Raw genomic sequence first — 13,881 nt, forward strand, 5'->3', positions numbered from 1 at the left:
TCTTCAGTATTTCAGACAGGAATGAAATCATGCCCATCATACCGTTTATTGAGGAGAAAGCCGGCGAGATGCGCGCGGTTTTCGAAGATCTACATCGTCATCCGCAAATTGGCTTTGAGGAACAACATGCTTCAGGCGTTGTAGCGGAACTCTTAGAAAAATGGGGCTTTGACGAGGTGCATACGGGCATCGCCGAAACCGGTGTCGTTGGCATTCTGAAAGGCAGAAACCCAGGCAATCGCCGTGTGGGTCTGCGTGCAGATATGGATGCGCTGCCGATCGACGAGATTTCGGGCGTGTCTTACACGTCGCAAAATCCCGGCCGGATGCATGCCTGTGGGCATGATGGTCATACAACCATGCTGCTTGGTGCGGCTCAATATCTTGCTGAGACGCGCAATTTCGAAGGCACTGCCGTCTTTGTTTTCCAGCCCGCCGAAGAAGGTCTGGGTGGAGCACGCGGCATGATTGCCGAAGGACTGTTTGAGCGTTTCCCTTGCGACGAAATCTACGGAATGCATAACCAGCCTATGGGCACACTCGGCAAAGCGCTTATCCGCAAGGGTGCGGCTATGGCTGGCGCAAGCTTCTTCGACATCAAACTGACCGGCAAGGGCAGTCATGCAGCCCAGCCGCACAATGCCCGCGATGTGCTGGTGATTGGCGCTGATCTGGTTGGACAGTTGCAGACCATCGTGTCACGCAACATCCCTGCAACGGATGCCTGCGTTGTATCCTGCACGCAGTTTCATACCGGCAGCGCCTATAATATCGTGCCGGAAGTGGCAACCATCACCGGCACCATCCGCTATTTCGAGCAGCGTGTCTGTGAGCTTGCGGAAAGCCGTATCCGTGAAATCTGTGCAGGTGTGGCTGCGGGTTACGGTATCACGGTTGATGTCGATCTTCGCAACGTCTTTGACGTCCTGCGCAACGACCATGAACTCTCCGATGCTTATATGGCGGCAGCGCGCGATGTGCTGGGTGACGACAATGTGAGCGATGATTGCCCGGCATTTATGGGCAGTGAAGATTTTGCCGACATGCTCGCGCGTGTACCGGGCGCTTACATCAATGTGATGCATGGCGGTAAAGCTGCGCTGCATAATCCAGCTTTCGTACTTGAGCCTGAAACACTGCCAATCGGAGCGTCGATCTATGCCCGGATCGTGGAAACCCGCCTGCCAGTAAACAAGGACTTAGCAGCATGAGTATGCATGAATTGCCATTTAACCTCGATGACATGATTGCGCGCCTGCGCCCTTGGATCGAAACGGAAAGCCCGACCTTCGATGCAAGTGCTGTTAATCGCATGGTTGAGGTTGCCGCTTATGATTTTGCGGCAGCAGGTGCCACAATTGAATTCATTCCGGGTCGCATGGGGTTCGGCGGCTCCCTGCGCGCTCGTTTCCCGCATAAGGATCAGGGCAAGCCGGGTATTCTGGTGTCAGGTCATCTTGATACGGTTCATCCGCTCGGTGTGATCAACATCAATCCCTATCGCCGCGAGGACGGTAAACTTTACGGCCCCGGTATTCAGGATATGAAGGGTGGCAACTTCGTGGCCCTTGAAGCCATGCGTGAGATCGCACGGAGCGGGCTTACAACAAAGCTTCCCGTTACGTTTCTTTTGACACCGGATGAAGAAGTCGGCACACCTTCGACCCGCGATTTGATTGAGCAGGAAGCGCTCAAGAACAAATATGTTCTGGTGCCAGAACCAGCATTGCGTGATGGTGGCGCGGTTGTCGGTCGTTATGCAATCGCTCGATACAATCTTGAGACTGTCGGCAAGCCAAGCCATGCCGGTTGGCTGCTCAAAGAAGGCCGTTCGGCAATCCGTCGTATGGCCGAAAAAATTATCGAGATCGAAGCACTAACGACAGACGATTGCACTTTCTCGGTAGGTGTTATTCATGCAGGCCAATGGGTCAATTGCGTCTCATCAAGCTGTAATGCCGAAGCGCTTAGCATGGCCAAAACGCAAAAAGACCTGGAAGACGGCGTTGCGCGGATCATGGCGCTTGGCGGAGATAAAGACGGGGTTGAATTGATCGTCACCCGTGGTGTCACGCGTCCTGTGTGGGAGCCGGGTCAGCCGCAGGATACGAAACTCTTCAACTTTGCCAATGATATCGCAAAGGAGATCGGCTTCACCATGTCGGTCCAGAGTTCGGGCGGCGGCTCGGACGGTAATTTTACCGGAGCGCTTGGTGTCCCGACGCTCGATTCCATCGGTGTGCGTGGTGAAGGCCTGCATACGCTGGGCGAGCATATTTTCGAAGACAGTCTGGTCGAACGTGCTCGCCTTCATGCGGGCCTGTTTCTCTCACTGGAATAACAGCCAGAGGTGCGGCCATGGCCGATGCTACAAGATCAACGGCAACCCGCATCGCGGGTTTGCTGAGTGAAGTCACGATTAGTGTGGATCAATGGGGCGTCGCCCATATCAGGGCGGAAAACCTGCATGATCTTTTTTTCGCACAAGGTTTTAATGCCGCGCGCGATCGGCTCTGGCAGATCGATATAGCACGCAAGCGCGGGCTTGGTCTGCTGGCGCGTGATTTTGGCCCCGGCTATCTTGAGCAGGACAGGGCTGCACGCCTGCTGCTTTATCGCGGAGACATGGCGCCGGAATGGAAGGCCTATGATCCAGATTCTGAACAGATATGCGCGGCTTTTGCTCAAGGAATCAATGCATATATCGATGCCTGTGAAGCAGGCGAGAGGACACTTCCGCCGGAGTTCTCTCTGCTCGGTCACAAGCCTGACCGTTGGTGTGCTGAAGACGTAGTGCGCGTACGCACCCATTCGCTGACACGAAATGCATCATCCGAGCTTTTGCGCTCAAAAGTCATGGCAAAAGCGGGTGTGGAGCTGGGTGGTAAGCTCGATCAGTTGCGCAAGGAATTGTCGCAGGGCGTGGTACCAAAGCCGGTCGACGGCTTTGATCCCCACATCATGACTGACAGGGTTTTGCGTGACTTCCAGCTCGCTGTCAGTCCTGCCACCTTCTCCAAAGAACGATTGGCTGCAACACTTGATGAAGCAGGTCTCTGGACGGTTGTTTCGGCGTCCGGCGACATCGCGCGCGCCTCTTTTGAAGAGGGTTCTAATAATTGGGCAATCGCAGCTGAAAAGACCACGACCGGGCGACCGATATTGGCACTCGATCCCCATCGGACTCACGGCCTGCCATCAATCCGTTATGTGGTTCACCTGTCCATGCCGGGCCTTGATGTGATTGGCGCAGGGGAGCCAATGGTTCCCGGGATTTCCATGGGTCACAACGGCACCGCTGCCTTTGGCCTCACCATCTTTGGAGCCGATCAGGAAGATATCTACGTTTATCAGACTGATGAAAACAACCACGACCAATATGCCTACCAAGGCAATTGGGAGCGGTTCACGACGATTACTGAAGCCATCCCCGTTAAAGGGCATCTGGATCAAACCGTCGAACTGAAATTCACGCGGCATGGTCCTGTGCTCTATGAGGATAAAGCGAACAACCGCGCTTTTGGCCTGCGTACAGTCTGGATGGATGCGGGCATGGCACCTTATATGGCCAGCCTGTCCGTTATGCGGGCTAAAAACTATGCTGATTATGCCAGAGCGCTGGATGGCTGGGGATGCCCGTCGGTTAATCACATCTATGCAGATACCACAAACACCATTGCATGGAAGCCTTCAGGGGCCACGCCTGTTCGCGAGAACTGGGACGGACTTTTACCTGTCCCCGGTGATGGGCGTTATGAGTGGAATGGCTATCTGGCTCCGCAGTCTGGCCCTGTTGAAGTTAATCCAGAACGCGGCTTTATCGCGACCGCCAACGCCATGAATGTGCCCGATGCGTGGACAGCCAACAATCCGGCCATTGGTTATGAATGGCTGGATAGCAGTCGTCACGACACCTTACATCAAGCGCTGTCGCGCAAAGCGCCCATATCGCTTGAAGACTGTGCACGCTTGCAAGCCTCCACTTTTTCGCCCATTGCCGCGCGGACACTAAAAAGCCTCAAGGGACTGCTCCAGCATAGTGATGATCCGGCTGTGCTGCTTCTTCGCGATTGGGGTGCGGACCTTTCGGCAAAATCTGCAACGGCAGCGCTTTTTGAAGTCTGGCTGAACAAGTATCTTGGACCGCTTGTTGCAAAGGCCGAGGGTGCGACCCCGGAAGTTGTACCACTGCTCATGCCATTCGATTCACCGAGCATTGTGTCATGGCTGGAAAATGCGGAAACATCCTCCAGGCATATTGCGGCAATTCAACAAAGTCTCACCGATGCCTGGGCTGAATGCGCCTCTTTGATGGGGGCGGATGCTACGCAATGGGCATGGGGTGACATCCATAAGCTTGAGCTGCGCCATCCCTTACAGTCGTTGACAGAGGACGACTGGTCGATTGAGCCGTTAGCTTTGGGTGGTAGCAGTTCGACGCTTAATTATGCCACGTACCGATTGCACGACTTCTCGGTTGTCGCAGGTCCATCTGTCCGGATGGTCATTGATGTGGGGGATTGGGATAACAGTTTGTTTGTCAACAATCCCGGACAATCGGGTTTGCCTTCATCGGAGCACTATAAGGATCTTCTAGCAAATTGGCAGGAAGCAAGCCCAGTTCCACTGCTCTATTCAAGAGAACGTATTGATAACGTGACCACAACTAAAATAATGCTGAGAGCGCGTTGAAGATGCCTATGCTGCAGGGTGTTATTACTTCATTGTTACAACGACATAGGTTGGATAGACCTCAACGAAAATCACGGGCGTTGCATTGATAATGGTCGCCTGATCAATCGGTGAGATTCGAACGTTCGCAAGCATATTCTCCAGTTTGGCGCGGTTCTCTTTGCTGCTGAAGAATTTATCTTTTTCGTCTTCTGCGTCGACTTTGCCAAACTGGTGCACATTGGCTCGGTCCTGTCGGATGATGCCTGCAACTTTTGTAAGGCGCTGGCCAGATGAACTATAGTGGTCGCGCTCGCTTAAACGTGCGTAATAAGTGTCAATAGGCTTATCAGCTGCATTTGCAATTCCCGTAACCACCAGCATCATAGCTGCCATGATAATCAAGCGCATGATTTCTCCTTATATCCACCATTAAGCCACTAGCAGTTTCGTGCGTGTTCTTCAGTCTATTCTTATCGTTTTACCCTCTTTTTTTGCAGCGAGCTGATAAAGGCGGAATTTTATAGTTTTGCCTCGCCTGCTGGCTGAGACCCGCCTGTACTGTTTCGAATAATTAGTGGAGACGCGATAACAGATTGGTGGTCGCGCTCGCCAATCTGCCCGGGCTCGCTTTCAGCGAGGATTCCTATCGCTCGCTCAACCATTTTTTCGCCGTCGTGAACCAGTGTGGTAAGGTTGTAAGATGCCCAGCCAGCTTCTGCTATATTGTCATAACCTCCAACGATGATGTCATCAGGGATACGAACACCGATTTCCTTCCGTAACGCATCTATAGCGCCAAGCGCCAATAGGTCGTTTGCACAGTAAATCGCATCTGGTAGCTCTTTTGTCGAACTCATCATGTCTTTAAGCTGCTTGATCGCAGCATATCCCGCTTCATAACGATAGTTGCCCTCTAAAATGAGAGGGGGCTCGAAGCCAGTTTCCTCAAGACGCTTACAAAAACCGAACTGTCGATCAATGTTTGCCTGACTATCGACTGGGCCGGTAATATAGGCAAACTTGCGTGCGCCACGTTCAATGAAATGCTCGGCCATAACACGCGATGCACCAACACTATCGCAGCTAATCGAATGCACCCATTCGCCGGAAAAGCGGGTGTTAAAAGAGATTACTGGTACGCGCAGTTGCGATAATTGTTCCAGCGCTTCTGGACTAAGAACCGCGAGTGCGCTGACGATGGCATCAACACGATAGCCTGCCAGCATTGGCACAATATCATCGAAGGTGTGGCCACTTTCGACGTGCACCAGCAAGATGCGCCAGCCTTCTGCCTGGAGCATTTTGGAGAAGGTTTCAAGAACGGATGTATAGAAGGGGTTGTATAGGCCGCCTATTACCACCGCTACTAGTCGAGAGCGATGGCTTAGCATGATGCTCGGGATGAAGCTTGGGCGATACCCCAGTTCTTCCGCTGCAGCCAAGACTTTTTTGCGTGTTTCGGGTGAAACGCTAGCGCCCGGCTTAAAGGTTCGTGAAACAGCGGATTGAGAAACGCCTGCCAGTCTCGCCACATCAGTGGATGATGCGTAGGGCTTATCACGTTTCATTCCATATCCTTTGCGGCTTCATGTCCCGTTTTTGAACAATCATCAGGTTTCGTTTTGCCATTATGTTCAAATGCTTTCAAGGATTTGAACTGACTTTCGCGTTGTCAGATAGCAATCACCAAAAATTTTCTATTGACGACACGCAATCTCTTTGCATAGCTATGCACTACTAGTGACTAGCTAGTCAATGCGGGTTTTGGGAGGAAAAACGCATGAGCCTAATTCGTACGACGCCATTCAGCAGGCGCGCCTTCATGAAGGGTGCTGCAGGTCTTGGTGCACTTTCAGCTTTCAGTGGAATGTCTTCGCTGCGCGCACTTGCCGAGCAGAAGCCAACGCTGGTGAATGCGATCCGTTCGCTTTCAAATCCATATCACGCCGCATGGAATAAAGGCGGCGAAGCTTTCGCAAAATCGCTTGGTCTGGACTATGTGACGCTCGTTACTGAAGGCGATAGCGAGAAGGGCATTGCCGATATTCGTGCAATTTTGGCACGCACAGGCGGTAATGCGGTTATCAATGTCGATCCAAACGACGCTGCCGATGCACGCCCTATTGTGGAAGCTTGCGCTGCAGCTAAAGCACATGTGCTGACGCAGTGGAACAAGCCTGCCGATCTGCATCCTTGGGATCATGATCCATATTACGTTGCGCATGTGAGCTTCGATGGTCAGCGCTATGGCGCGGAGACTGCCGAAATCCTCATTAAGTCCATTGGTGGCAAGGGCGGAATTCTGGGTCTCGGCGGCACACTGTCGAACACGGTTGCTATTGATCGTCGTCAGGGCCTTGAGAAGGCGCTTGCAGCACATCCTGATGTGCAGCTTCTGGATTTTCAGGTTGCTGATTGGCAGTCAAGCAAAGCTTTCGACGTTGTCAGTGCATGGCTGACCCGTTTTGGCGATGACATCAAAGGCATCTGGTGCGCGAATGATGATATGGGTATCGGCGCGCTGGAAGCATTGCGTGCGGAAGGTCTCGCCGGGCAGATTCCAATCACCGGCGTTGATGGCATCGGAACAGCTGTTGAAGCTGTGAAGAATGGCGAGTTTGCCGCGACCGTGTCGTCTGATCCGTTCTGGCAGGGGGCGATGGGGCTTGCAATTCCTTACAGCGCGCGCGCTGGCGTCTTTGATCCATCGAAAGAGCCAAAAGATCATCGCGAGTTCTACGGTACGGCCTTGGTCGTGACCAAAGACAATGTTGATGACTTTTACGAAAACAACATCAAGAACACACCGAACCTTGATTTCAAGGACCTTTGGGGGCGTGCAAGCGGACAAATCCGCGAGGGTTAAGCCCCTCGCAGTCTGATGCGACACGCCGTATTCGGCGGAACATTGCCTGACAGGAAAAGCATATGAGAGTTGCGAGCCAGGATTTCAGTCCGGCTGACGCTAAAGGCGTTGCCATATCTAAAAACGGCCCTCAAAGCCGATTGCCGGAGCTGATGCGCCGGCTCGCACCTCTTATCGTGTTGGTCGTTCTATGCATTGGGTTGGGGCTGATCAGCCCTAACTTCTTCTCGGTCAATAACTTCGTGCGTATTGCATCGGCTTCGTCCATTCCAGTGGTGCTGACACTTGGCGCGACGTTTGTGATCCTGCTTGGCAGCATCGATCTTTCCGTAGAAGGCGTCATGGCGCTGGCAGGCGTGGTGCTTGCATCTATGGTGGCCGCGGACAGTTCATGGTTGGGCAGTGTGTTGGGCGTGATTGCGGCGATTGCAGTAGGTGCCGCAATGGGCGCGTTTTCCGGCCTGTTGCATGTCATCTTGCGCATACCGTCTTTCATGGTGACGCTTGGCATGTGGTTTATCGGGCTTGGCATTGCCACTTTGATGGTTGGCGGCGGGACGATTGCTATTCGTGAAGCTGCAGTGCGTAGCTTTGCACTTGAGCGTTTTGCGGGACTTCCCTTTACCGTCTGGATTGCGCTTGCTGCTCTGTTCGTCGCTTGGGTGGTACAAAACCATACGCGCCTTGGTCGCCATATCTATGCGCTTGGTGGCGGCGAGGACATTGCGGTTCTTTCCGGTGTATCGGTCCTGCGCACCAAGTTGTTTGTTTTCGCGATGGCTGGCGCATTTTATGGCCTCGGTGCCGTGCTTGCTGCCGCGCAGCTTGGGCAGGGCAATGCCGATATTGGCACGGGTCGCCTGTTCACCACAATCACGGCTGTTGTTGTCGGCGGAACCTCGCTTCTTGGCGGACAGGGTGGTGTGCTGCAATCGCTCATCGGTGTTCTCATAGTTTCCGTTCTGGCTAACGGCATGGTTCTGCTCGGCATCCCGCCTTATCTGCAACAGGCATTTCTTGGTCTGATGATCATCGGAGCCGTTGCTTATGCCACGCGCCGCACCCGCTTCAAGATTGTGAAATAAGCCATGTTGACGATTAGTGGACTGACAAAATCATTTGGCAGTGTTCATGCTCTCAAGGGTGTGGATCTAGAAATTCGCCCCGGCGAAGTGGTTGGACTCGTGGGCGAAAACGGCGCGGGTAAATCGACCCTTATGCGCATTCTCGCAGGCACCCAGCGTCCTAGCACTGGCACAATCACCCGCAACGGAAAGCCTTTCGCCGTCAACTCGCCGCAACAGGCGAACGACCAAGGCGTCGCTATGGTGTTTCAGGAGCAGTCGCTGCTGCTGAACCTCTCCATCGCGCAAAATATATTTCTAGGACAAGAACAACGCTTCATCCGCTTTGGTCTGGTGAACTGGCGCAAGATGAATGACGCAGCCGCCAAGCATTTGAAGCAGGTCGGTATTCACGCCGATCCGTCTAAGTTTGCGGGTGATCTCTCATTTGCTGAGCGGCAGATGGTAGAGCTTGCCAAGGCGTTGTCATTGGCTGATCGGGTTGAAGGCGATCTGATCATTTTGCTCGATGAGCCGACATCGGTTCTGGAGCAATCAGAAATCGACATTTTGTTTGACCGTGTTCGGGCGCTCAAATCTCGTGCAAGCTTTGTGTTCGTTTCGCACCGCCTTGATGAAGTATTGGAAATCAGCGACCGCATCTACGTGATGAAAGACGGGCAGGGCGTTGCCACTATGGATGCGGCGGGTGTCGATGGTGCGGATCTTCACCGGATCATGGTGGGCCGTGAGATGCACACGGAATATTATCTGGAGTCAGAACAGGCTGAGCCGAGTGACAAGATTGCGCTCGAAGCGCGCAATCTGTCCTGCACGGGTAAATATCACAATGTCGATCTGTCGCTTCGCGAAGGTGAGATACTTGGAATTGCCGGTGTCATTGGCTCTGGCCGTGAAGAACTTATCCGTAGTTTCTTTGGCTTTGAGACACCAACGTCGGGCGAAATGTTGCTTAATGGCAAGGCGGTTAAGCTCGCCAATCCTACCGAGGCTGTAGCGCGTGGTATTGGCTATATTCCAAGCGAGCGCAGGCTTGAAGGCCTCGTGATGATGATGCCGATTGCCTCCAACATCACGTTATCGCGTCTTGATGTTGTGGAAGGCCCGATTGGTATTCAGCATCATCGCGAGACGACTCTGGCTGAAGACTGGATTAAGAAACTCACGATCCGTGCACCGGGACCGCACGCTCTGTGTCAGGCATTAAGCGGCGGCAACCAGCAGAAGGTCGTCTTGGCCAAGTGGCTGACGGCAGGCTCGCGCATTCTTATTCTTGATCACCCGACACGCGGCGTGGACGTGGGTGCAAAGGAAGAAATTTTCCGCCTGATGCGTCAGCTAAGCCGCGAGGGTTATGCGATCATCCTTATCGCCGACACTCTCGAAGAGACTATCGGTCTGTCGCACAACATTCTTGTCATGCGTGATGGAGAAGTCACCGCACGCATTCCCGCTTCGACAGGCGCAAAGCCGTCGCAGGTGCAACTGGTCGAGCACATGGTGTGATTATGAACGAGAAAACCGCTCTCCCCAACGTTTCAGGTGCATCTACATTGTTTACTGCTGCACAGCTTCGACAATATGCACCGCTCGGCTTTCTGGTCGTTATGGTGGTGCTCATTTCGGCCTATTCGCCGGGCTTTGCCAGCGTCAATACTGGTTTGATTTTACTTGCAGATACCATGGCGCTATTCACGCTTGCGGCCGGCTTATCCTTTGTCATCGTGATTGGTGGCATTGATCTGAGCCTGCCAGCCGTGGCGTCACTTGCAAGCGTAGTGACGGCAATGCTCTTGCCTGAAGTCGGACTGCTGGCCTTTCCGGTTGCGCTTCTTTGCGGCGTTGGTGCCGGATTGTTCAGTGGCCTTGTGCATGTGCGCTTGAAAATTCCCTCCTTCATTGCAACGCTTGCCACTGGCGGCGTGGTCTCAGGTATGGCGCTTTATCTTTCCAAAGCGCGCAGCATTGGTATCAGCGCAGCTGATCGTCCAATGCTCAACTGGATTGCCGGTACGACGCTTGGTGTTCCAAACATCATTCTGCTTGGCCTGCTGATGTGTCTCATCGGCATTTATATCCAGCGATATACCCGCTTCGGTCGCTATTGCTACGCCATTGGCGCAGGTGAACCCGCTGCTATTGCTGCCGGTATCCATGTGGACCGACAGAAAGTTTATGCCTTTGTCTTGTCTGCGCTTTTTGCAGCGGTTGCAGGCGTCATGCTGGCAGCGCGCATGACCAGCGGTTCGCCAACAGGTGCCAGTCAGTTGCTGCTTCCAGCCATCGCCGCAGTCCTCGTAGGTGGTACGCCAATTACTGGCGGTCTTGGCGGTGTTGGGCGCACGCTGGTCGGTGCGCTGATCGTGTCGGTCGTGCGCATTGGTATGACATTTGTCGGCATCGACATCTTCGCCCAGCAGATCGTTTTTGGCGCTGTGCTCATTCTAACCGTCGCCGTCACCATGGATCGCGACAACATCCTCATCGCAAAATAGGCAGCCATACGGCTGTATCGCAGGAGTTATTATGGATCTGCAATTAAAGGGAAAGACCGCCGTGATCACCGGCGCGTCGGTGGGTATCGGTTTGGCTATTGCTGAAGGCTTGGCCGCGGAAGGCACTAATCTTGTGCTGGTAGCGCGTGGTAAAGAACGCGTGGAAGCAGAAGCACTGCGCATTGCTGAAAAATTCGGCGTTAATGCCATCGGTGTGGCGGCTGATATGGCGACTGTGGAAGGCACTGACGCCGTTATCGCCGCTGCGGCTTCCGCAGGTGGCGCGGATATTCTCATCAACAATGCAGGTACTGGCTCCAATGAGACCATCATGGATGCGCCGGATGAAAAATGGCAATTCTATTGGGACCTGCATGTCATGGCTGCAGTCCGCCTAGCGCGTGGATTGGTGCCGCAGATGAAGGCCAAGGGCGGCGGTGTTGTACTGCACAATGCTTCGATCTGCGCTGTACAGCCGCTTTGGTATGAGCCGATTTACAATGTCACCAAGTCCGCCTTGATGATGTTCTCGAAAACGCTTTCTACCGAAGTCATTGGCGATAATATCCGCGTCAATTGCGTTAATCCGGGCCTCATCCTGACGCCTGACTGGGTGAAGACTGCTAAGCAGTTGACTGCTGATAAGGGCGGAGACTGGGAGGGCTATCTGCAAGACGTAGCCAATGAACACGCTGCCTCCAAGCGTTTCGGTACGCCGGAAGAGCTCGCGCATTTCTTCGTTTTCCTATGCTCCCCACGTGCAAGCTACAGCGTTGGTTCGACTTATTTTGTCGATGGCGGGATGCTCAAAACCCTTTAACGGGGTCGTTCAAGAATTCTCTACCTGGAGAACAACTGGCCGGAATTGCTCCTACAATTCCGGCATTTTTTTATCCTGAATTTAGATTGGCTGCATCTTGCGCATGTCGCTAAGCAAACGCTTCATGCGGTGAATGCGGTCTTGTTCGCCTGTTGGGCGACGCATGGCGACACTGGTCGAAAGAATATCGATTACCACCAAAGCGGCAATGCGCGAAATGGTCGGCGTGTACATATTGGTATTTTCGAGTGTTTCGACGATGAGAGAAACATCGCAATAATTGGTAAGCGGCGAGTCCGAGCCAGTAAGGCAGATTACCGCTGCACCGTTTTCGCGTGCAATACGAGCGATCTCGATGATTGAACGCGTCGTGCCGGTGTTGGAAATAACAAAGGCGACCGCGCCCGGTTTCATCATCGACGCGACCATTAATTGCTGGTGCGAGTCGAGTTCCGCACCGCAAGGCACGCCAAACAACGGGAACTTCTGCTGTGCATCGCGCGCAACTATACCCGAAGCGCCGAAGCCAAAAAATACGATTGCGTTGCAGTTCGAGAGAATGTCGATTGCTTTATGCAGCGCATCTTTATCTAGGCGCGACCGCGCCCAGTCGAGACTGGTCATCGTATAGTCGAAGATTTTTTCAGCAACCACTTCCGGCTCATCCGTTTCGACCAGAACCGAGTGTGTCGCAGGGGTGCCGAGTGCAAGGCTTTGCGCGAGCTTGATTTTTAAATCCTGAAAACCAGAACAGCCCACTGCCGTTGCAAAACGCAGGACTGTCGGTTGGCTGACGTCTGCAAGCGTTGCGGTCTCGCTGACCGTCGCGTTCATGATACGGTGGGGATCTTCTAGCACGACATCAGCAACCTTGCGGTCCGATTTGCGCAGTTCAGGTCGCATGGTGCGAATGACTTCAATGATGTTGCGGCTGTTGAGGCCACGCGTCTCGCTGCGCCCTTCAATATCCATTCAAAAATCCCTCTCGCGGCCGCGTGGTTCGGGCCGCATTCTCAATATGTTACAGTATCAATTCGCAAATCGGAATCGGTTTTTGACAAATATTCAATAGGTTAGGGCGCGGCTTACGAACGTTACTCCCGTGCGTGCTCTGTGAATAGCAATGTCACTCGTTGCGTTAACCGCAGCGTCAATGTTTTCCGGTGCTTCGGCGTTGAAGTCAAACATACCGTAATGATGGGCGATCATGTCTGTGCACTGAAGTGTTCTTGCTAGCGCAATCGCTTCTGTAAGTGTGAAATTGCCAGGAACGCCATTGTTCGAGAGTTCGGGTCTGCGGCCATTTACCGGTAACAATGCAACGTCGGGATTGAGAGCCGAAACTTCGGCTTCCAAGCCTTCAAAGGGAATGCAGTCGCCAGAGTGCCAGATGCGTAAAGCACCGCAATCAAACACATAGCCTAGAAATTTGTGGTAGCCGTTTGTGTCGGTTTCAAGCGTCTCATGGGCGGCGCGTGTTGCTGTGATTTTGATCGATCCGAGTTCGTATGCTTCTCCAGCATCAATCAAAGCCATACGGTACTCTGATACGTCTGAGCGGATAAGGGCCTGTTCTTTCATCGCACAGGGGCTAAGCAACAGTGCATTGGGGTTTTGCTTGAGAAGTGTCGGCAAAGTGCCGGGGTCCATATGGTCCGTGTGCGCATGGGTACATGCGACCAGATCAACATAATGAATGCCATCGGGTGAAACCGGCGGCGACATCATGCGTGTATGCGGACGCGGGGTACCTTTGTATTTTCCGGCCAGGCTATCGGACAGATAGGGATCGATAACGATGCGCTTTTCGTGCGCTTCGAGTACAAAGCCCGCTTGTCCCAGCCAGGAAAGACGAATGCCGGGTTGCGGCGGTTTACGCAGATAGTCCTCCAATGGAAGCGTCTGAGCAATTTCCTGCAAACATCCCGGCATATCGAAGTC

12 protein-coding genes are annotated in these 13,881 nt (G+C 53.4%); 8 read left to right on the forward strand and 4 right to left on the reverse strand.

Annotated elements, in window-relative coordinates; translation table 11 throughout:
• Positions 1 to 29: 29 nt before the first annotated feature.
• The 3 genes from ABWV94_RS20975 to ABWV94_RS20985 are packed head-to-tail and all read left to right on the forward strand — an operon-like array spanning position 30 to position 4,692.
• Positions 30 to 1,211 (forward strand): M20 aminoacylase family protein, encoded by a 1,182-nt coding sequence (locus ABWV94_RS20975; RefSeq protein WP_113497456.1) that lies wholly within the window; start codon positions 30 to 32, stop codon positions 1,209 to 1,211.
• Complete coding sequence (locus ABWV94_RS20980) at positions 1,208 to 2,341, forward strand: M20/M25/M40 family metallo-hydrolase (protein ID WP_113497458.1); 1,134 nt, start codon at positions 1,208 to 1,210, stop codon at positions 2,339 to 2,341. Before ABWV94_RS20975 ends, ABWV94_RS20980 begins: the two co-directional genes overlap by 4 nt.
• A gap of 17 nt (positions 2,342 to 2,358) precedes the next feature.
• Complete coding sequence (locus tag ABWV94_RS20985) at positions 2,359 to 4,692, forward strand: penicillin acylase family protein (RefSeq protein ID WP_353415240.1); 2,334 nt, start codon at positions 2,359 to 2,361, stop codon at positions 4,690 to 4,692.
• Between the two features lie 24 nt (positions 4,693 to 4,716).
• Here ABWV94_RS20985 and ABWV94_RS20990 read toward each other — a convergent pair whose 3' ends face one another.
• Together ABWV94_RS20990 and ABWV94_RS20995 are read right to left on the reverse strand one after the other, a co-directional pair.
• A complete protein-coding gene (locus ABWV94_RS20990; protein ID WP_353415241.1) occupies positions 4,717 to 5,076 on the reverse strand; it encodes a hypothetical protein in 360 nt (119 codons plus the stop codon).
• Positions 5,077 to 5,192: 116 nt separating this feature from the next.
• A complete protein-coding gene (locus ABWV94_RS20995; RefSeq protein ID WP_353415242.1) occupies positions 5,193 to 6,242 on the reverse strand; it encodes a LacI family DNA-binding transcriptional regulator in 1,050 nt (349 codons plus the stop codon).
• A gap of 212 nt (positions 6,243 to 6,454) precedes the next feature.
• Between ABWV94_RS20995 and ABWV94_RS21000 the strand changes: the two genes are divergently transcribed.
• The 5 genes from ABWV94_RS21000 (at position 6,455) to ABWV94_RS21020 (ending at position 11,940) form a co-directional block, all read left to right on the forward strand.
• Positions 6,455 to 7,540, forward strand: coding sequence for a sugar ABC transporter substrate-binding protein (locus ABWV94_RS21000; protein WP_113159022.1), 1,086 nt, complete (start codon positions 6,455 to 6,457; stop codon positions 7,538 to 7,540).
• 62 nt (positions 7,541 to 7,602) lie between these two features.
• The gene (locus ABWV94_RS21005) at positions 7,603 to 8,625 is read left to right on the forward strand and encodes an ABC transporter permease (RefSeq protein ID WP_353415243.1); all 1,023 of its coding nucleotides are present in this window, start codon (positions 7,603 to 7,605) and stop codon (positions 8,623 to 8,625) included.
• A gap of 3 nt (positions 8,626 to 8,628) precedes the next feature.
• Positions 8,629 to 10,131, forward strand: coding sequence for a sugar ABC transporter ATP-binding protein (locus tag ABWV94_RS21010; protein ID WP_113497462.1), 1,503 nt, complete (start codon positions 8,629 to 8,631; stop codon positions 10,129 to 10,131).
• Between the two features lie 2 nt (positions 10,132 to 10,133).
• Positions 10,134 to 11,120, forward strand: coding sequence for an ABC transporter permease (locus tag ABWV94_RS21015; RefSeq protein ID WP_353415244.1), 987 nt, complete (start codon positions 10,134 to 10,136; stop codon positions 11,118 to 11,120).
• A gap of 31 nt (positions 11,121 to 11,151) precedes the next feature.
• Complete coding sequence (locus ABWV94_RS21020; RefSeq protein WP_113497467.1) at positions 11,152 to 11,940, forward strand: SDR family NAD(P)-dependent oxidoreductase; 789 nt, start codon at positions 11,152 to 11,154, stop codon at positions 11,938 to 11,940.
• Between the two features lie 81 nt (positions 11,941 to 12,021).
• On the opposite strand, the gene ABWV94_RS21025 is transcribed toward ABWV94_RS21020, so the two are convergent.
• A complete protein-coding gene (locus tag ABWV94_RS21025; RefSeq protein ID WP_105519889.1) occupies positions 12,022 to 12,912 on the reverse strand; it encodes an SIS domain-containing protein in 891 nt (296 codons plus the stop codon).
• A 93-nt stretch (positions 12,913 to 13,005) separates the two neighbouring features.
• Positions 13,006 to 13,872, reverse strand: a complete 867-nt coding sequence (locus ABWV94_RS21030) for an MBL fold metallo-hydrolase (protein ID WP_113497469.1) — start codon at positions 13,870 to 13,872, stop codon at positions 13,006 to 13,008.
• Positions 13,873 to 13,881 lie beyond the last annotated feature (9 nt).

Source organism: Brucella sp. NBRC 12953 (genome assembly GCF_040369775.1).
GTDB lineage: Bacteria > Pseudomonadota > Alphaproteobacteria > Rhizobiales > Rhizobiaceae > Brucella > Brucella pseudogrignonensis.